Consider the following 16,452-nt stretch of genomic DNA (forward strand, 5'->3'; position numbering starts at 1 on the left):
TTGACACAAATTGTCTTTATTTGGCTACGTGCAGTCAAACGGATACACATATAAATTTTTTAGAGCTGTGTTATTGATCACCCAATCAATCAGCATCCTTGACAAAAAATATAGTGAACAAGGGCATTTTGTTAGGCCTCTTGGCTTGGCTATGCATGGAAAACTCCCTTTGGGCACAATGTGCCGAATGCGGAAGCCCGCGAACGTATACTTCCAGTGTAACCTCTTTGAATGATGGAAGCAACCCGAGTGGAGGATTAAATGTTTCCCGATGGTCGGGTTCTGGCAATTTTTCTACTGGCCAAATCGCAAAATTTTCTGGCAACAACCAAAACTACACCTGGACAGCTTCCAATTTCAATCTGGGTGGAATCATCCTTTCGAACGGGGCTGATCTCACTCTTGATCGTGGTAATAATGGAGACGATCCTGGATTTACGATAAGTGATGGATGCATTGTCGTTGGATCAGGATCGGTCTTACAAATGGTCTACATCACTGAACTTTCGAATCTCCGAATTTGCGTAGAGGATGGCGGCTCCATCGTTTTTGATCAACGGAATATCAATGGCAATGCAGATCGAAATGATTTTACGTTTAGCAATGTCATCATTGATTTGCAAGGCCCTGACGCGGAACTGAATTTTGGAGATGCAGATATTAAAGTAGCATCAGGCGGGCTGGTGATAGATGGCTGGACGGGTGATGAACGTGAACTTTATGAAAATACTGATCCCCCGATTCCTGGAAAATCGGGGAATATTTCTTGGACTAACGAAATCCAGCTTCTCTCCCTTTGTGAAATCCTGAATGGTCGAGTTTTACCCATAGAGTTAGCTTATTTTCAAACTCAATTCTTAGAGGAAGATCGATCTGTGTTACTAGAATGGGCGATACTAACCGAAAAAAATACCGAATGGGTTGAAATTGAGCGATCTGTTGATGGAGTGGAGCGATGGGAAAAGATCAAAGAAATCAAAGCGGATAACCAAGCCGAAGGATTTCAATCCTACGCCTTTACCGACAGGTTACTCCCCCTCACCGGCTCCAATATTTATTACAGAGTCCGGCTTATTGCAAAAGACGGGACGCATTACATCTCGCAGCTTTCTCGGGAAGCCCTTCCTCCGTCTTTTCAGACCGGAAAGCTTTGGCATATTTACCCCAACCCAAGTTTTGGTGGAGAAGTAAGAATCCAACCCTATGATCAAGATTTTTCCAAACTAGAAGAAGTGCAAGTAAGGATTTTTGGAAAGTATGCCCAAGATCAAATCCTATCAGCTAAATCTCTTGAGGAGCTGAACTCCAAATTAGCTTTGGAGATCCAGCGCTCCACCCCAGGCATGCTAATTTTAGAAATCCAGTCCAAGCAAGGAGTTGAAGTAATCAAATTGATCCGAAAATAGGGCGTAGTCCCAACAAATTTTCGTACACTCTTTCAAAAAGCAGAATCCCATTTACTCTGAGAGCAAGTTCTTGCTCTCATTTTTTTTAAAATTATATTTGTTTATAATGTTCTTAATGCTAGATTGTAATCCCTTTAGCGAGTATTTACAAAATATAATTTGTTTGGACCAGATTAATTGTATTTCATATATAAGAAAAAGTAAAAAATAGCTTTGGAGTAAATTTCTTGTACCTCTGCAGTAAGAAATTAGAGGTCAGAAATGATTAAACCAGGAAAAAGAGTATTTAAACTTCTTAGCAAAAAACAAAAATTAGAGGCCCTTGTTAAGATCACCCACTTAAGAACAAATCTTAACCCTTGATTTTAAAACCATTAGAGCTAGAAATTACGCAAATTATTAGGCAAAAATTAGGAAATTGAAATGCAAAACTTTAATTTTGAAATACGTTTTTTAGCATTTGAAAAATATTTATAGCTAACTGGATGAAAAAACATTTACCAGTTTTACTCCTATTCTTTTTTCTGATATTGATCAGCTGGAAGGCTTTTGCCCAAACACAAACCATAACAAGCCCTGGTTCTGGGACTTTTACTGTACCCTCGGAAGTAACTTCAATTACAGTGGAGGTATGGGGAGGAGGAGGAAAAGGAGGTGCAAGATCAGGTTCAAATGGTGCAGCGGCAGGGGGAGGAGGAGGAGCATATTCTCGAAGTGTATTACCTGTTTCACCGGGACAGGTTATTAACTATCGTATTGGATTTGGAGCCACAGGTTTTCAACCTGGACAGGATACTTGGTTTTTCAATAATTCCACCTTAATGGCAAAAGGAGGAAATTCAGTTTCAGATAATTCTACTACAGGAGTTGCTGGGGGTGATGAAAGCGCCGGTTTTGGAGACTTTAGGTTTAGTGGTGGAAATGGGGCTGATGTAGTTTCTGGAGATGGTGGTGGTGGTGGTTCTTCGGCTGGAATTAACGCAAATGGCAATAATGCAACTAATCGAAATGGAGCTCTAGCTCCTTTGGGAGGAGGTGAAGGTGGCGACGGTAAAGAGGATGGTAATGGAGCCAATGGGCAAGGTCCAGGATCTATGGGCAGTTTCCCTGGAGGAGGAGGAGGAGGAGGAGTTAGATCCAGTTCTTCCGGAACAGATATTTCTGGAGGAAATGGAGGTAATGGCCAAATTCGAATTTCTTATATTACTTTATCCTCATCTACGGGGACCGACAATCAATCCGTATGTGAAGATGAATCAATTTTAACAACTACCTATACAATCCCTCCTGGGTCCTTTGTTTCTGTTCTAGATCTACCACCTGGGTTAACATCAAACTTTAATAGCTCTACTAATACTATTACAATTTCTGGAACACCAGAAACAAGCGGTACTTATACTTTAAACGTTACTCCCGGATTCTTATCAATTTTCACCTCTGCTCCTTTTATTCTTTCCAGAACAGGTTCTGTAACAGTAATTCCTACAAATACTGTTAGTTCTTCAAATCCTGATCAATCCATTTGTATTAATACTCAACTGTCAAATATTACTCATATCACAACAGGAGCAACAGGAATAGCAAATGATGGGATTTCTGGTGCAAATGGATTACCCCCCGGAATAAGTGCATCTTGGAATTCAGGAGTGATTACCATTTCAGGTTCACCCACTGCTACAAATGCTAGTCCGTATAATTATTCAATTCCTTTGACTGGAGGATGTGGTGAAATTTACGCGACAGGAACTATAAATGTGACACCTGATAATACTATAACTCTTGTTGGAAGTTCTGACCAAACTCAATGTATTAATGAAGCTTTAACAGAAATTACTTTTAATACTACAGGAGCCACTGGAATACAAAATAATGGTGTTTTAGGAGCAAATGGTCTACCCCCCGGTGTTTCTGCTAGTTGGAATTCAGGAGTGATCACAATTTCAGGTGTTCCAATTTCTTCCGGATCTTTCACCTATTCCATTCCTTTGGCGGGAGGTTGTGGTTCTGCAAGTGCAATCGGCACCATTACCGTAACTCCAAATAATACTGCTATTCCCATTGGAAGTGAAGATCAATCGCAGTGTATCAATGAACCACTGGTTGATATTATTTTTAATACCACAGGTGCAACTGGGATTTTAAATGATGGGGTTGATGGGGCAAATGGCCTTCCTCCTGGAGTTTCAGCATCTTGGAATGCAGGTGTTATTACTATTTCGGGTACCCCTACCTCTACGGCTGGAAGTCCCTATAATTATTCAATTCCTCTGACCGGTGGATGTGGAAATATAGTTGCCTCAGGAATAATCACAGTATCTCCAGACAACACTGTTCTAGCTACTACAGCTGTAGACCAAACCCTTTGTATAGACACCCCACTAAACGAAATAACCTTCAATACCTCAGGAGCTACGGGGATAGAAAATGATGGGGTGTCAGGTGCAAATGGCCTTCCTCCTGGAGTATCGGCCACTTGGAACGGAAATGTGATAAGCATTTCGGGTTCTCCAACTGAGCATAGTAATAGCCCTTATAGCTATTCTATACCGCTACTGGGAGGATGTAATGATTTATACGCAGAGGGAACAATCACGGTCAACCCTGCCTCTACCATTACGGTTGAAAATATGGCCGATCAGCGGATATGTGATGGGGATACTTTCTCCGAGCTTTCCGTTACCGCTACTGGTACAGGGACACTCTCTTATCAGTGGTTTAGCAATTCCAATCCCTCCAAAACAGGAGCAACTCCTATTGGTTCAAATCAACCCTCTTATAGCCCCCCTGCTGATGCCATTGGAACTACCTATTATTACGTAGAAGTAACAAGTGACTGTAGTCCAATAGCTACCTCTAGATTTATGCAGGCTACGGTTGAACCAATAACTGTAATCACAACAGAACTAGACACATCTGATGATGTAGAATGTTTTGGGGATGGATTTGATCCATTGTTCGTAGGAGCAGAAGGAGCTGATCTCACCTATCAATGGTATGTTAATACAGATCAACAAAATACCGGAGGCACTTTAATTTCAGGAGCTACATCAAATACGTTTACACCGCCATCAACAGACATTGGGAGCATTCTATATTACTATGTAGTTGTTTCAGGATATTGCTCATCAGATACTTCCATCATATCTGGTGAATATCGAGTCAACCCCCCTGAAACGGTAATTGACGATAGTCCTGATTCTAATAATTATACGGTCTGTCAAGGTGATCCTTTCCCCGAACAAACGGCATTGGCTTCCGGTGAGGGAACTATTACCTACCAATGGTATAGCAATGATATTCCTCAAAATACGGGAGGAACTCTGATAAGCGGAGCAACAGACCCAACATTTACCCCACCGAGTGATGTGGTGGGGACTAAGTATTATTATGCCACTGGTCGAAGTAATTGCGGCACCGTTCCCACGGCAGTCTCAGGAGCCTTTACTGTAACCCAACCTTCAGTGATAACCAGTGAAGATTTAGATGCTCAGGAAATCTGTATAGACAGTGCCTTCGAACCAATATCCATCATTGCTGATGGAACGGGAGCGGTAGAATACCAATGGTATAGCAACACCAGTCCTGTAGCTGACACCTTAGGAGTAGAAGTGATCGAACTTTCAGGTGAAGTTTCAAATTCTTTTATCCCGCCTACTACGTTAGGTACATTATACTACTTTGTTAAGGTTTCGAGTGAATGCGGTCCCAACGTCCTATCCAATATTTCAGGTGCATTTAAAGTAAACCCTCTCCCTACCCCTACCTTATCTTCAAATGTGGATGCTGACCCTGTGGTTTGTGAAAACAGCTCTATAACTTACACAACTGAATCTGGTCAAAGCAATTATATCTGGGAAATTCCAGGCCAAGTACAAGGGACAGATTATACCATTTCTGCGGGGGGAATAGGTCTAAATAATCACACAGTTACATTAACCTGGCTAACCGAAGGCTTAAAAAATGTAAGTGTTTATTACACCGATCCTAATGGCTGTACGGCTAGCAGTCCTGCAGTAAATTCCATTACTGTAGACCCTCTCCCTGAACCCACACTTACATCCAATATTGATGCAGATCCGGTTATCTGTGAAGGGAATACGGTCATTTATACGACTGAAAGTGGGCAAAATAATTATATGTGGAATATTGATGGTATTGAAAATACAGACTATACCGTATCCATTTCTGGAGCAAGTTTGAACCAAAGCAATAGGATTCAAGTAACTTGGTTAACAAACGGGACCAAAAATGTATCCGTTAATTACATCAATTCAACGACAGGATGTACTGCTTCAAGTCCTGAAATTAATACTATAACCGTCGACCCTTTACCTGTTCCAACCTTCTCAGTATTCCCTGGTTTTGAGGTTTGTGAACAAAGTAGTGTCACATATACCACTCAATCTGGCCAGTTAGACTATGTTTGGAACCTCCCCGGAAGCGCAGGAACTGACTATACCATTATTTCTGGAGGAACCTCAGAGGAGAGTATCACCTTGGAGTGGTTGACATTAGGCTCCAAAACTGTATCAGTTAGTTATACCAATTCAACTACCGGGTGTGTGGCAAACAGTTCCGCCTCATCCACTACCGAAGTAGTACCTTTTGCTACCGTTGGTCCAACCTCCGTTGCAACACCTAGCTTTTGTATAACTGACACTTCTCCTTTGAGTTTTTCTCAACCTACCACAGGAGTAACTAGTATTGGCACACCATCAGGACTTCCACCAGGAATAACAGCCACATTTAACTCAGGAACAGGAAATATTGAATTTTCGGGAATACCTACGACTCCTGGATTCTATAGTTACAGCATTCCATTAAATGGCAACTGCATTAATGGCTTAACTGCAACAGGAACCATAGATGTCACCCCTGAATATCAATTAACCTCCGTTAGCTCTGTTTCTGCCACCATCACAGGGGGAACTGCTAGCATAACCATTAATGGTGATGTTTCTTCATTACCCAATGGAGAGTATGAAGTGACCTACATTTTGGATGATGGAATAAGCCCACCTGCAGAGTACACTTCTGCTCCCTTTAATGTAAGTAATGGACTAGGCACATTCGCAACTATTCCTCTAGATAATTTGGATGTTGAAGCTTACGAATTGACTATCCAAACTATAAGAAAAACCACAGGAGGATGTATTACAGAGTTGGATGCAGAAGATCCAATAAACACTACATTTTTCAGTGTTTGCGGTGCAGCATTTGCTGCAGATGCCACTTTCTTTGTTCCCGCAGGAGTGTTTGAGATCACAATTCAAGCAACAGGAGCAGGTACAGCAGGTCAAACTAAAACAACTACCATCTCAGTCAATCCAGGTCAAGCCATTGGGATCTATGTAGGAGAAGGTGATGCAACGGGCACTGGTCGTGATACGTGGGTTACCCGTGACTCTTCACTTCCAGATCCAGAGACTTCGAGTTATGTATATGCAACTGGTAATGGTGGTCCAGGCCAAGATGGTCAAGTTAACATATCTTACTCCTGTCCAGATTCCAATGATCAGGATTGCTTGGAAGTAGTGGATGATGGAGCCGTCAGTGGTACTACCATAATTCGTTTTACTTGTGATGATGTATGGGAAGTGCCAGAAGGTTTGGTCGAGTTTACCATCCACGCTATTGGTGCTGGTGGAGGGGGCGGTATGGGACAAACCGGCGGAGGTGGGGGGGGCGGTGGAATTGCCTCAACTACAGTTTACAGTAATGCCCAATATGGTTTCCCAGCAGGTAATTCTCTCAATATCACCGTAGGTAAAGGTGGGGATGGGGCTTCCACTCCGTTTGACAAAGGTGATATTGGAGACTCAACTTCGGTAACTGGTATAATCCCTGATGCAAATGGTAACATAAATATTAATCTTATTGCACTTGGTGGTGGAGGAGGGGGATCATTCAGCAACCTTAATGGCAGTAATGGAGCCTCAGGTGGTGGCGGAGCCCATGGTGATCAAGGAAACAATATACCAGGAATAGGAGGGTCAGGAACTCTAGGCCAAGGAAATAATGGAGGTAACGGAGGCAGAGGAAATAATGCGAACCATGCTCGTGCCGGTGGTGGCGGAGGCGGAGCTGGTGGAATAGGAGAAGACGGTAGTGGTTCAGGCGTTGGCCAATCCCAAGCTGGAAACGGAGGAGAAGGGGCGATTTTTGAAATAGAAGGTATTCCTTATGCCTATGGAGCTGGTGGAGGTGGAATTGGTTACAATTTCAATAGTAATGACAATGATCCTGGTTTAGGAGGAGAAGTTAATGGAATACGGATCGGAGGAGACGCAACAAATCAAGGCAAAGGTAATCCTGGAACAGCCTTTACAGGTTCTGGTGGCGGAGCAGGAACTACAGGAGGAGGCCAAGGAGGTTCAGGTGTTGTTTACATCACCTACTTCAACTTCAGCATACTTCCCATAGAATACCTTTACTTCGATGTAGAATATCAGGAAGAATCTAGGACCGGTAAACTAAATTGGGCAACTGCCAAAGAATGGGAGAATGCGCATTTTGAAATCGAACGCTCCATCAATGGAGTAAATAATTGGGAAACGATTGCTGAAGTTCCTGGTGCTGGCTACTCTGAAGTAGTCACAGAATACGAGTTTATTGATCAAAACCTTCCAGCAGCTGGAGGCATCGTTTACTATCGATTAAAAGATGTCAATTTCTACCAGGAGTATTCCTATAGTAATACACGATCCATGGTTGTTCCATCGCTTTCAGGTAACAGCTCTTGGGTCGCATATCCAAACCCAAGTCATCGATCGAGTGAAATTACTCTTGATCTATTGAATAGTTCAGCATACAAGGATGAACCGATTACCGTCCAAATTTCAGATATCCGTGGTGTTTCTGAAAGCTACACGGTAAGGAGTCCAACTGAAGTGACGGAAGTGGTCAACTCACACCTCCAAATTACTGACTTTGGAATTTATATCATTCAGCTTTCTTGGGGCAACCAGCAGCAACAGCTAAAAATTATTCGAAACTAAAGGGAGCAAAGCCTAATTGAAATAATTCAATTAGGCTTTTTTTACTCCTCCTCTTCTTTCCTTCTGACCGGCAACTGGGGTTGGCCAAGCCCCACACTCCCTTTTAAACCCGTAAGTGTTGCTTTCCACCAAGCATTAAAAATGAATTTGGATTGGTCACGCTTTAAGTAAATATCGGAACGAACCACATTACCCAAGAATTTTCTGGGGTTGTTATTTTTGATCAGGGTATTGGCCAAAAAGGTCATCATCCCCAGCTTTCCCTTTCCTTTGGTCAAACTCACACTATCCAAAAAAGTCACATTTAATCCCTCGTAGCGAAAGTCCATCCGGCCAAAGGCTTCCTGTTTATCCAATCGAAAGCTCCAATCCCCCTTTTTAACCTCGCCCGAGTTAATCCGCAAAAAAGCGCCTCTTGACAGAATGTTGTTAATCTGCTGTAAATTAAAGGTGTCGATTTGAGCGGTTAACTCCATCGGATAAGGATCATCATAACTCATTTGTACCTGAAGCCCCAAATCTCCAGTACCCATCAATTTTGCAGTTGCTAAAACATAACTTTCCTTTATTGGATGGGATCGATCTGATTCACTGATAGCCAAAGGAGTCATCACCGCCTCCAATTCCTCAAATTCCACTTTGCCCGGTAACATGGAATTTGTGACAAATTCCTGATAACGGACAAATCCATCTTGAAGAAAAACCGAATCCACCCGAAGATTGACTGGAAGATTTTGAATAATTTCCTGGGGCATTGGTTTAACTTGACCCTCCTTTGGAGCAATTCGTTTATCCCGGAGCACATCCAGGTTCATTCCCGATGCGATAATCCGCTTAGCCTCCATTCCCTCTCCTGACATCATTTTGTCCAAATCAATTGCTTCAACTGATACCGTTGCCAAGTCCAAGCTGATCGCATCGGTTTGATACCCCTTCTTTCGAAGGTATTCATAAGTGCCCATCGTCGGTTTATACTGCAGCCCTTCAAACAGCACGTTTCGTTTGGCAAAAGAGATTTTATCGGCATGAAAAACTTCCATTCCATCCTTGCTAATCAACTCATAATCTCTTATCGATAACCTCAGGTCCTCATCCAAGAAAAAATTAGCTTGTGTGCCTGCAGAAAAATCCAAAAGATCAATATCTAAATCATTGATTTCCAAATCAATTCCCTGAAAATCCAAGCGCGGAATCGCCCCTTTTCCCTTTTGATTAAATTTAATCTTCCCATCAGAGATCAATAAATTTTGAAGTAATAAAGAATGCACAAAGGCTTCTTCATTTTTCGGTTTGGGGTCGGTTTTAGTTGAAGAATTGGGTGGAGAAAGGGTATCCAAAAACACCTGGATATCAGGCTTAGAAAGCCGTATATTTTCTAAGTTTACTTTTCCAGTTCGTTGGATTTCAGCTAAGGTGTTATTCCGAATTCCGAGCTCATCAATTCTACCTGACAAAACCATCCCCTTTGAATTTTCCAAATCAACAGGCTCAATTTCCAATCCCAAAAAAACGGTTTCATCCGCTTTATTATTAATCAACACTTCAGAAAACCGAATTTTATGCAAACTGTCCGGCAGTGCAAATGAAAAATCATTAACCGCTAAGGAAATCTCATCAAAAAGCTCGGCCAAAACCAACTCATTTTCCGTTTCCTCATCCAAAAAAAAGTCGGAAACCGAAACATCAAACCTCGCTTGGATGGACTCCACCTCTTTGTCAGCAATTTGAAAAGTTAGCCTCAAATCCGATTCATTTGCCAAGATTTCCTGAATTCGAAGAAAATCAATGGTACGACTAAAAGCACCTGATCTTCGATTTCTCTTCTCTTCCTTGCGTACAAAATCAGGCTCGATATCTAAATTGATCTGACTTCCATCCACGGTCAGTTTTGAAAGATCGAGCCTATTTTCATATAGGAAATCCTCCAAATCTAAACCTTCTAAGGTCAACTTGGGAAGAACTAAGGACAAAGCTAATTTGCTGTCAAGTTGAGGGCCAGGATTAAGTACCAGACTATCTATGGTGATTGCCTGTGTTTTGGTGTTGTATTGCACATTTCCTGTACTGACATCATAATCTCCTTTGGCCAGACTGAAGGAATAGCCTGCTAGGTTGAGAATAATTTCCTCCGAAAAAAAGCTTCTATCCAAGTCCAACTCTTCAGCAGGATCGTAATAAAAATCCCTGACTAACAAGGAAAGATCCTCCTCGCTGAAGCTAACTTCCTGCCTGCCGGTTATATCAGTAAAATCCATTTTCCCCTGAAAAAAACCAATGGAGTCGATAGAAACTACCTTAAAATAATCAGCTAACAAATCCTGAATCTCTTGGCTAGAAGCAGAAAACTCACGATTATTCTCCTGATTTCGCTTTCGCAATTGATCATAGATCAAATGGGGCTGGGAAACCAAAATGTAATCAATCAATAATTCTTTATCTAACAGCGCAGCACGGATATCTATACCCTGCAACTTAAAAACCGGCACGGTCAAATCGATTGTAGCTGATTTCCCGTAAGTTGTTAAGAGTTGTTGAATCTGATCCGGATTTTCCGGTTTCAGCTCAAAATTTTTCACCTCCACTAAATTCTGTTTGGAGTCAATCAAAATTTGATCTGCCGTAAACAAGTGAAGGTTATCCCGAAGCTTCAATTGGTACTGATCTAAGCTCAAAACTAATTCCTCTGCCAATAGCAAATCCCGCATACTCGCCGAAGACTCTGGCCTGAGGAAAACATCCTCTAACTGTAAACTGAATTGTTCAAAATTCACATTGTCGCTACGAGCCCCAGTTTCATTTTGGAACTGCATCGTACCTTCATTGATGGAAAGCAAGCCAATATTCACTTCCTCCAGGTAGCCCTGTAAAAGTTTCTGAGCCGAAAATCTACGCGTACTATCCTTCTGGGCTACCCGATCGATAAACTCCACCTTAGGCTGGTTCATTTCCAGAAGATCTACATCTAAAATAGCCTCATTGTAAAGCTTTTTTAGGTTGGCTTCATCCAATTGAAGCGTAGGCAAAGAAAGACTAATGACCTGTCTTACACTGCTGTCTCCCTCATCCAAAATAGGCGATATCTGAAATCCCTCTACTTCTATTTGATCCAAAAATGAGGAAACAGAAACCTTATCTCCATGAATCACATGAACGCCATCTGCCAAATTCAGCGTAAAGTCCTCCAACTCCATCGCTGCATCCTTGCCATAAAAAAATTGGTTCTTTCGTTTCGAGGCATCCCAACCCAAGTAAAATTCAGCCATTTTAAAATCCACGTCGGTGATTTCGATTCTATTGCGCAAACTATCCTCTGGATCCAGTGAAGAAAACCGACCATTATTAACTGAAAACTCTCGAATGGAAAAAGACTTTAATATCCCATCAATCAAGGAGTTTAAATCACCCTCACCCTTTACCTCCTCCTCCATTAATTCCCTGGGAAAATTCGTCATCTGAAATTCTGGGTCATTGAGTACAATCTCTTCAATCTGAACTTCGGAGGTCATAAATGCCTGATTGAGATCAAAATTATTCACCCTCAATTCCTCAAGCTTTAGATCATAATAAGAGCGACTAGGCATATCTCGATTTGGACTAAGCCGAAAACCCTGAATATCAATTAGATTTTCAAGGGAACTCACTTGAACTTTATCGGCAAGGATGACATGGACCTCATCGGATAAAGGAAATTCGACTTGTTCCAAGTCAAACTCAAACCCTTCTGCGTTAAACGGAGTATCCCAATTGGTTCCCGTTGTCCAGTCCACATTCTCAATGATCACTTTGCTATTTTGAGCTTTTAGTGATTTCTGGCTAAGAAAATTAAGAAAGAACAAATCGGCATGTTTAATCTCTATTGCTTCAATTACTAGTCCTCCGAAGGGAATGCGCTGTATACTTTTCTGAATTTCCTCTTCTAACTCCTTCACAGGGGAGCGTTTATCAAATCCGGAGGAAGAATCGGACTGCGCTTTCTCCTGCTTGGGCAAAATCAGCCCCAAATCGGGATTATCAAGTTCGATTTTGCCTACCCGAAAAATCTTATCCGACCAATCGTACCAAATATCCAGCACGGCGATCTCATCTAAGGTAAAATCAAAAACGACCTGGTCATTACTGACTCGGTGACCCGCTATGGGCCTCATCACTATTCCATTGAGAAATACACCTCTTCTTAAAAGAGAAAAATTGAGTCGATTAAAATCTACTTCGTAAACACCCCCAGTTGATTCATTGATTTTACTCCTAGTCCAATTAACCAGAAAAAAATTGGAGCCGAAATAAACCAAAAACTCCAAAAAAAGGATTCCCAGAAAGGTAATGGTGAAAATCCGGACAAATTTTTTCCGTTTGGGATGCTTGGATAGTTTTGCCTTGATGCGTCGAATCATCGGAGTAAATTTGGTGTAAAATAACTAAATACTCCAGATAAAAGAAGAGCAGCATCGAGATGCTGCTCTTTAGGCTGTAGGAGAAGGATTCGAACCTCCACGGAGTAGTTAGGCAATAGTCCGGTTTGTACTACGCTTTTTCCCACCGATAGGAATCGGTACTCCACCCCCGAGACAGGAGGGCTTGTCTGCCAATTTCAACATCCTACAGTATATAGCTTTAAAAGCCAAGGATTTAATTCCAAAACAAAGCGACAAATTAACTTACGAACCAAAAATCAGCTCGTCTCCAATGCTTAATTCGCCGCTCAAAATTTATAGCTTTCCATACGAAAGCTTGTTTAATAGGTTTGAGATCAATTTCTTTTATTCAAAGCCCTTGCCTCATTCATTGATTCAAAATTAGCAAAACCATTTGTTTTTTAAAATTTTGACAAAGAAATAGATTATTTTTTACAGTATTTTTATCAAAAACAACTTTTAATTAGAAATACGCTATTTGAAAGCTAAAATATATTCGTTCAATTAAGAAAATGGCAACCGAGAAAATAAGGCATAAAAAAAACCATGAAACAAAATTTCATGGTTTTAGTCAATTAACAATAAACCCAAAATAACCTGCTGTAGGAGAAGGATTCGAACCTCCACGGAGTAGTTAGGCAAATTTACGAGCTCGCTAAAATGCTTTATCCACTGGTCTCCACCCCCGAGACAGGAGGGCTTGTCTGCCAATTTCAACATCCTACAGTATTGTGTTTAAATCCGGTTGGCTCACCTTCTGTTTGCTACCTTGATGATTCAAATATACAAGGAAGAGATTCTTTTTTACAAATTATTCAAGAATTAATCTAAATTTTTACATTATAATTAACGAAATCGATTGAAATTTAATTAATCGTCAATTTTGATAGGAAATATTCTTTAGAATTGACAAATCATTAATATTTTTGGAATCATATAATTTTTCAAAAAAATTTTGGACTTATTTTAGGTTTTTCTTAATAATTAAACCGATAAAGGCTAGTCATTGGTAACCACATACCCTTCCCATTTTTCAAGTACCTGCTGAAAATCTTCAGGAAGCTCTGAATCAAAAATCAGTTTCTCTTGGGTTTTGGGGTGAATGAATCCCAGGGATTTGGCATGCAAAGCCTGTCTGGGCATAAGCTCAAAACAGTTTTGAACAAATGCCTTGTATTTAGAGAATTGGGTTCCTTTTCGGATTTTATCTCCCCCATACATGGCATCATTGAACAGGGGATGACCGATAAACTTCATATGTGCCCGGATCTGATGAGTGCGGCCGGTTTCCAAATTACACTGAATCAAAGTCACATAGCGAAGCCGCTTGAGTACTTTCCAATGGGTAACCGCATGTTTACCTTGTGAGCCATCCGGAAAAACATCCATCACTTTTCGGTCTTTGGCACTTCTTCCAATATGCCCGATGACCGTACCCTGATCTTCTTCCGGCTCTCCCCAAACTAGGGCATAATAGGTTCGCTCAATGGTATGATGAAAAAATTGAGCAGCCAAATGAGTCATGGCCTCCTCATTTTTGGCAATTACCAAAAGCCCGGAGGTATCCTTATCAATCCGATGCACCAATCCGGGTCGACCGGCATTTCCCTTCATTTCCGGTAAATGATTAAAATGGTAGACCAAGCCATTGACCAAAGTTCCCGTCCAATTGCCATGGGCTGGGTGAACAACCATTCCGGGGGGCTTGTTTACCACCATTAAGTCCCCGTCTTCATAAAAAATATCCAGGGGTATATTCTCTGCCAATACCTCCGTTTCTCTAGGAGGCATAGTCAACATGATTTTGATTTCGTCGTTGGGTTTGATTTTATAATTAGCTTTAGTCGCTTGGCCATTGACCATAATCGTTCCTGCATCAATGGATTGCTGCACTTTATTCCTTGAAGCATTAGCGATTTTGTCAGTAATAAATTTATCAATCCGAGTGGCAGTCTGGCCTTTGTCTACTACCAGCCGATAGTGTTCGTAAAGCTCCACTTCCTCTTCATCATAATCTTCTTCTCCCAGTTTATTCATAGGGCAAAATTACAAGGATCTACCTTAACTTTACTATTCTAGAACAATTCCCATGTTAGTCGCCAATCCCATCACTAATCAAATCTTGGATCATCCCATTTTGGAGAAAATGGGTGTGGAATGGGCTGTCAAGCGATTGGACCAGGTACACCCAGGTGTATCCGGAAATAAATTTTTCAAGCTTAAAAACAATCTTATCCAAGCTCAAAAAAATCCTTCGATCCCCATTTTAACTTTTGGTGGGGCGTATTCGAATCATATTCAGGCCACCGCTACAGCTGCAAATGCACTAAACCTCAAATCGATCGGGGTAATTCGTGGGGAAGAAACTTTACCCCTAAACCCCACTTTGGAAGCTGCCCGACAAAAGGGCATGAGACTTCACTACTTGAATAGGACGGATTATCAGAAAAAAACTTCACCCGAGGTCCTACAAGAGTTGAGTGACCAATTTGGGGAGTATTACCTGATTCCCGAGGGAGGCACCAATAACCTGGCCGTTATGGGTACTGCTGAGATTTTGGAGGAGGAAGACAAGAAATTTAATGCGGTGACCGTTTCAATAGGCACGGGTGGAACAGTTGCCGGTCTGGTAAAATCTTTGAATTCAACTCAAAAGTTGTTGGGATTTTCTGCCCTGAAAGGCGAGTTCATTCATACTGAAATTCGCTTGCTTTTAGAAAAATTCAATATTTCAATTAAAGGAGAATTGGAAATTGAAACAGGCTATCATTTTGGAGGTTATGCCAACTATCGGCAGCCATTGATTGAGTTTATCTGGTGGTTTTATGAGTCATTTGGTATTCCGCTGGATCCCATCTATACGGGGAAGCATTTTTTTGGCATTTGGGATAAGATTGAAAAAGGCGTATTTGCAAAAGGAACAAAAATTCTAAGTATTCACACGGGTGGCTTACAAGGAAACGCCGGCTTTACCGAACGAACTGGGATTAAGCTCCCCCCTCTTTCAGGGTAAAATAATCTTCAGATTCCTGGGGGTGGATCTGTAGCACATTTGCTAAAACTAAACGAACAAGAGTTTTACTCGCCAAAAAATATGGAAGCTTGGCTAATCGGGCATATTCTTTCATCGTAATCCTATCTTTTTCACCTAGACTTTTCATCAGGATTTCTTCCTTTTTTCCATAAGTGAATACCGTATCTTTCGGATTTCTTCCTCGTTTTAAAATTTCCCAGACTTCTTTGCTCGCCTGTACACTTCGATCAGCCACACGCACAAAGGCTTGCTTCCGCTGCTTTTCAAGAAGGTAGTGGGGTCTGACTTTACTCTGAGGAATCAGAAATGCAGCAACCCCCTTTTTCTCATTGAGTTTTACAGAAATCACCTCATAATCCAAAGGCGGAAAAATCAATTCCCGAATGGCTTTTTGCAAAACAAAAATCTCCTCTTCGATAAACCGCTGACCACTTACTGTCCCATCATCATCCACCCCTACCAACAAGGTTCCTCCAGCAGTATTTGCCAAGGCCACAAGTTCCTTGACCACCTTTTCGGGGAAGGCGATCTTCTTCTTGAATTCCAATGTCAAACCTTCTCCTTTTATGGCAAGATTCTTTATTTCTTGAAGTGTCATTGCT

At 41.4% G+C, this 16,452-nt stretch carries 6 protein-coding genes; 3 read left to right on the forward strand and 3 right to left on the reverse strand.

Going from position 1 to position 16,452, the window contains the following annotated elements:
- Positions 1-98 precede the first annotated feature (98 nt).
- Both Q0L00_RS16920 and Q0L00_RS16925 read left to right on the forward strand, forming a co-directional pair.
- The gene (locus Q0L00_RS16920) at positions 99-1,406 is read left to right on the forward strand and encodes a T9SS type A sorting domain-containing protein (RefSeq protein ID WP_297338074.1); all 1,308 of its coding nucleotides are present in this window, start codon (positions 99-101) and stop codon (positions 1,404-1,406) included.
- Between the two features lie 485 nt (positions 1,407-1,891).
- Positions 1,892-8,404, forward strand: coding sequence for a glycine-rich domain-containing protein (locus Q0L00_RS16925; protein ID WP_297338075.1), 6,513 nt, complete (start codon positions 1,892-1,894; stop codon positions 8,402-8,404).
- 41 nt (positions 8,405-8,445) lie between these two features.
- Here the strand turns inward: Q0L00_RS16925 and Q0L00_RS16930 are convergent, their stop codons facing one another.
- Positions 8,446-12,795 (reverse strand): hypothetical protein, encoded by a 4,350-nt coding sequence (locus tag Q0L00_RS16930; RefSeq protein ID WP_297338076.1) that lies wholly within the window; start codon positions 12,793-12,795, stop codon positions 8,446-8,448.
- Positions 12,796-13,815: 1,020 nt separating this feature from the next.
- Positions 13,816-14,853, reverse strand: coding sequence for an RluA family pseudouridine synthase (locus Q0L00_RS16935; RefSeq protein ID WP_297338077.1), 1,038 nt, complete (start codon positions 14,851-14,853; stop codon positions 13,816-13,818).
- 52 nt (positions 14,854-14,905) lie between these two features.
- On the opposite strand from Q0L00_RS16935, the gene Q0L00_RS16940 reads away from it, so the two are divergent.
- A complete protein-coding gene (locus Q0L00_RS16940) occupies positions 14,906-15,829 on the forward strand; it encodes a pyridoxal-phosphate dependent enzyme (protein ID WP_297338078.1) in 924 nt (307 codons plus the stop codon).
- Here the strand turns inward: Q0L00_RS16940 and Q0L00_RS16945 are convergent.
- Positions 15,804-16,448 (reverse strand): ATP-binding protein, encoded by a 645-nt coding sequence (locus Q0L00_RS16945; protein WP_297338079.1) that lies wholly within the window; start codon positions 16,446-16,448, stop codon positions 15,804-15,806. The genes Q0L00_RS16940 and Q0L00_RS16945 overlap by 26 nt on opposite strands.
- Positions 16,449-16,452: the final 4 nt, after the last annotated feature.

It is taken from the genome of Algoriphagus sp. (assembly GCF_024305035.1).
In the GTDB taxonomy this organism is placed as follows: Bacteria; Bacteroidota; Bacteroidia; order Cytophagales; family Cyclobacteriaceae; genus Algoriphagus.

Coding starts and splice junctions, on each gene's coding strand:
- Q0L00_RS16925 (WP_297338075.1), top strand. CDS start 1,892: ATGAAAAAACATTTACCAGTTTTACTCCTATTCTTTTTTCTGATATTG.
- Q0L00_RS16930 (WP_297338076.1), bottom strand. CDS start 12,795: ATGATTCGACGCATCAAGGCAAAACTATCCAAGCATCCCAAACGGAAA.
- Q0L00_RS16935 (WP_297338077.1), bottom strand. CDS start 14,853: ATGAATAAACTGGGAGAAGAAGATTATGATGAAGAGGAAGTGGAGCTT.
- Q0L00_RS16940 (WP_297338078.1), top strand. CDS start 14,906: ATGTTAGTCGCCAATCCCATCACTAATCAAATCTTGGATCATCCCATT.
- Q0L00_RS16945 (WP_297338079.1), bottom strand. CDS start 16,448: ATGACACTTCAAGAAATAAAGAATCTTGCCATAAAAGGAGAAGGTTTG.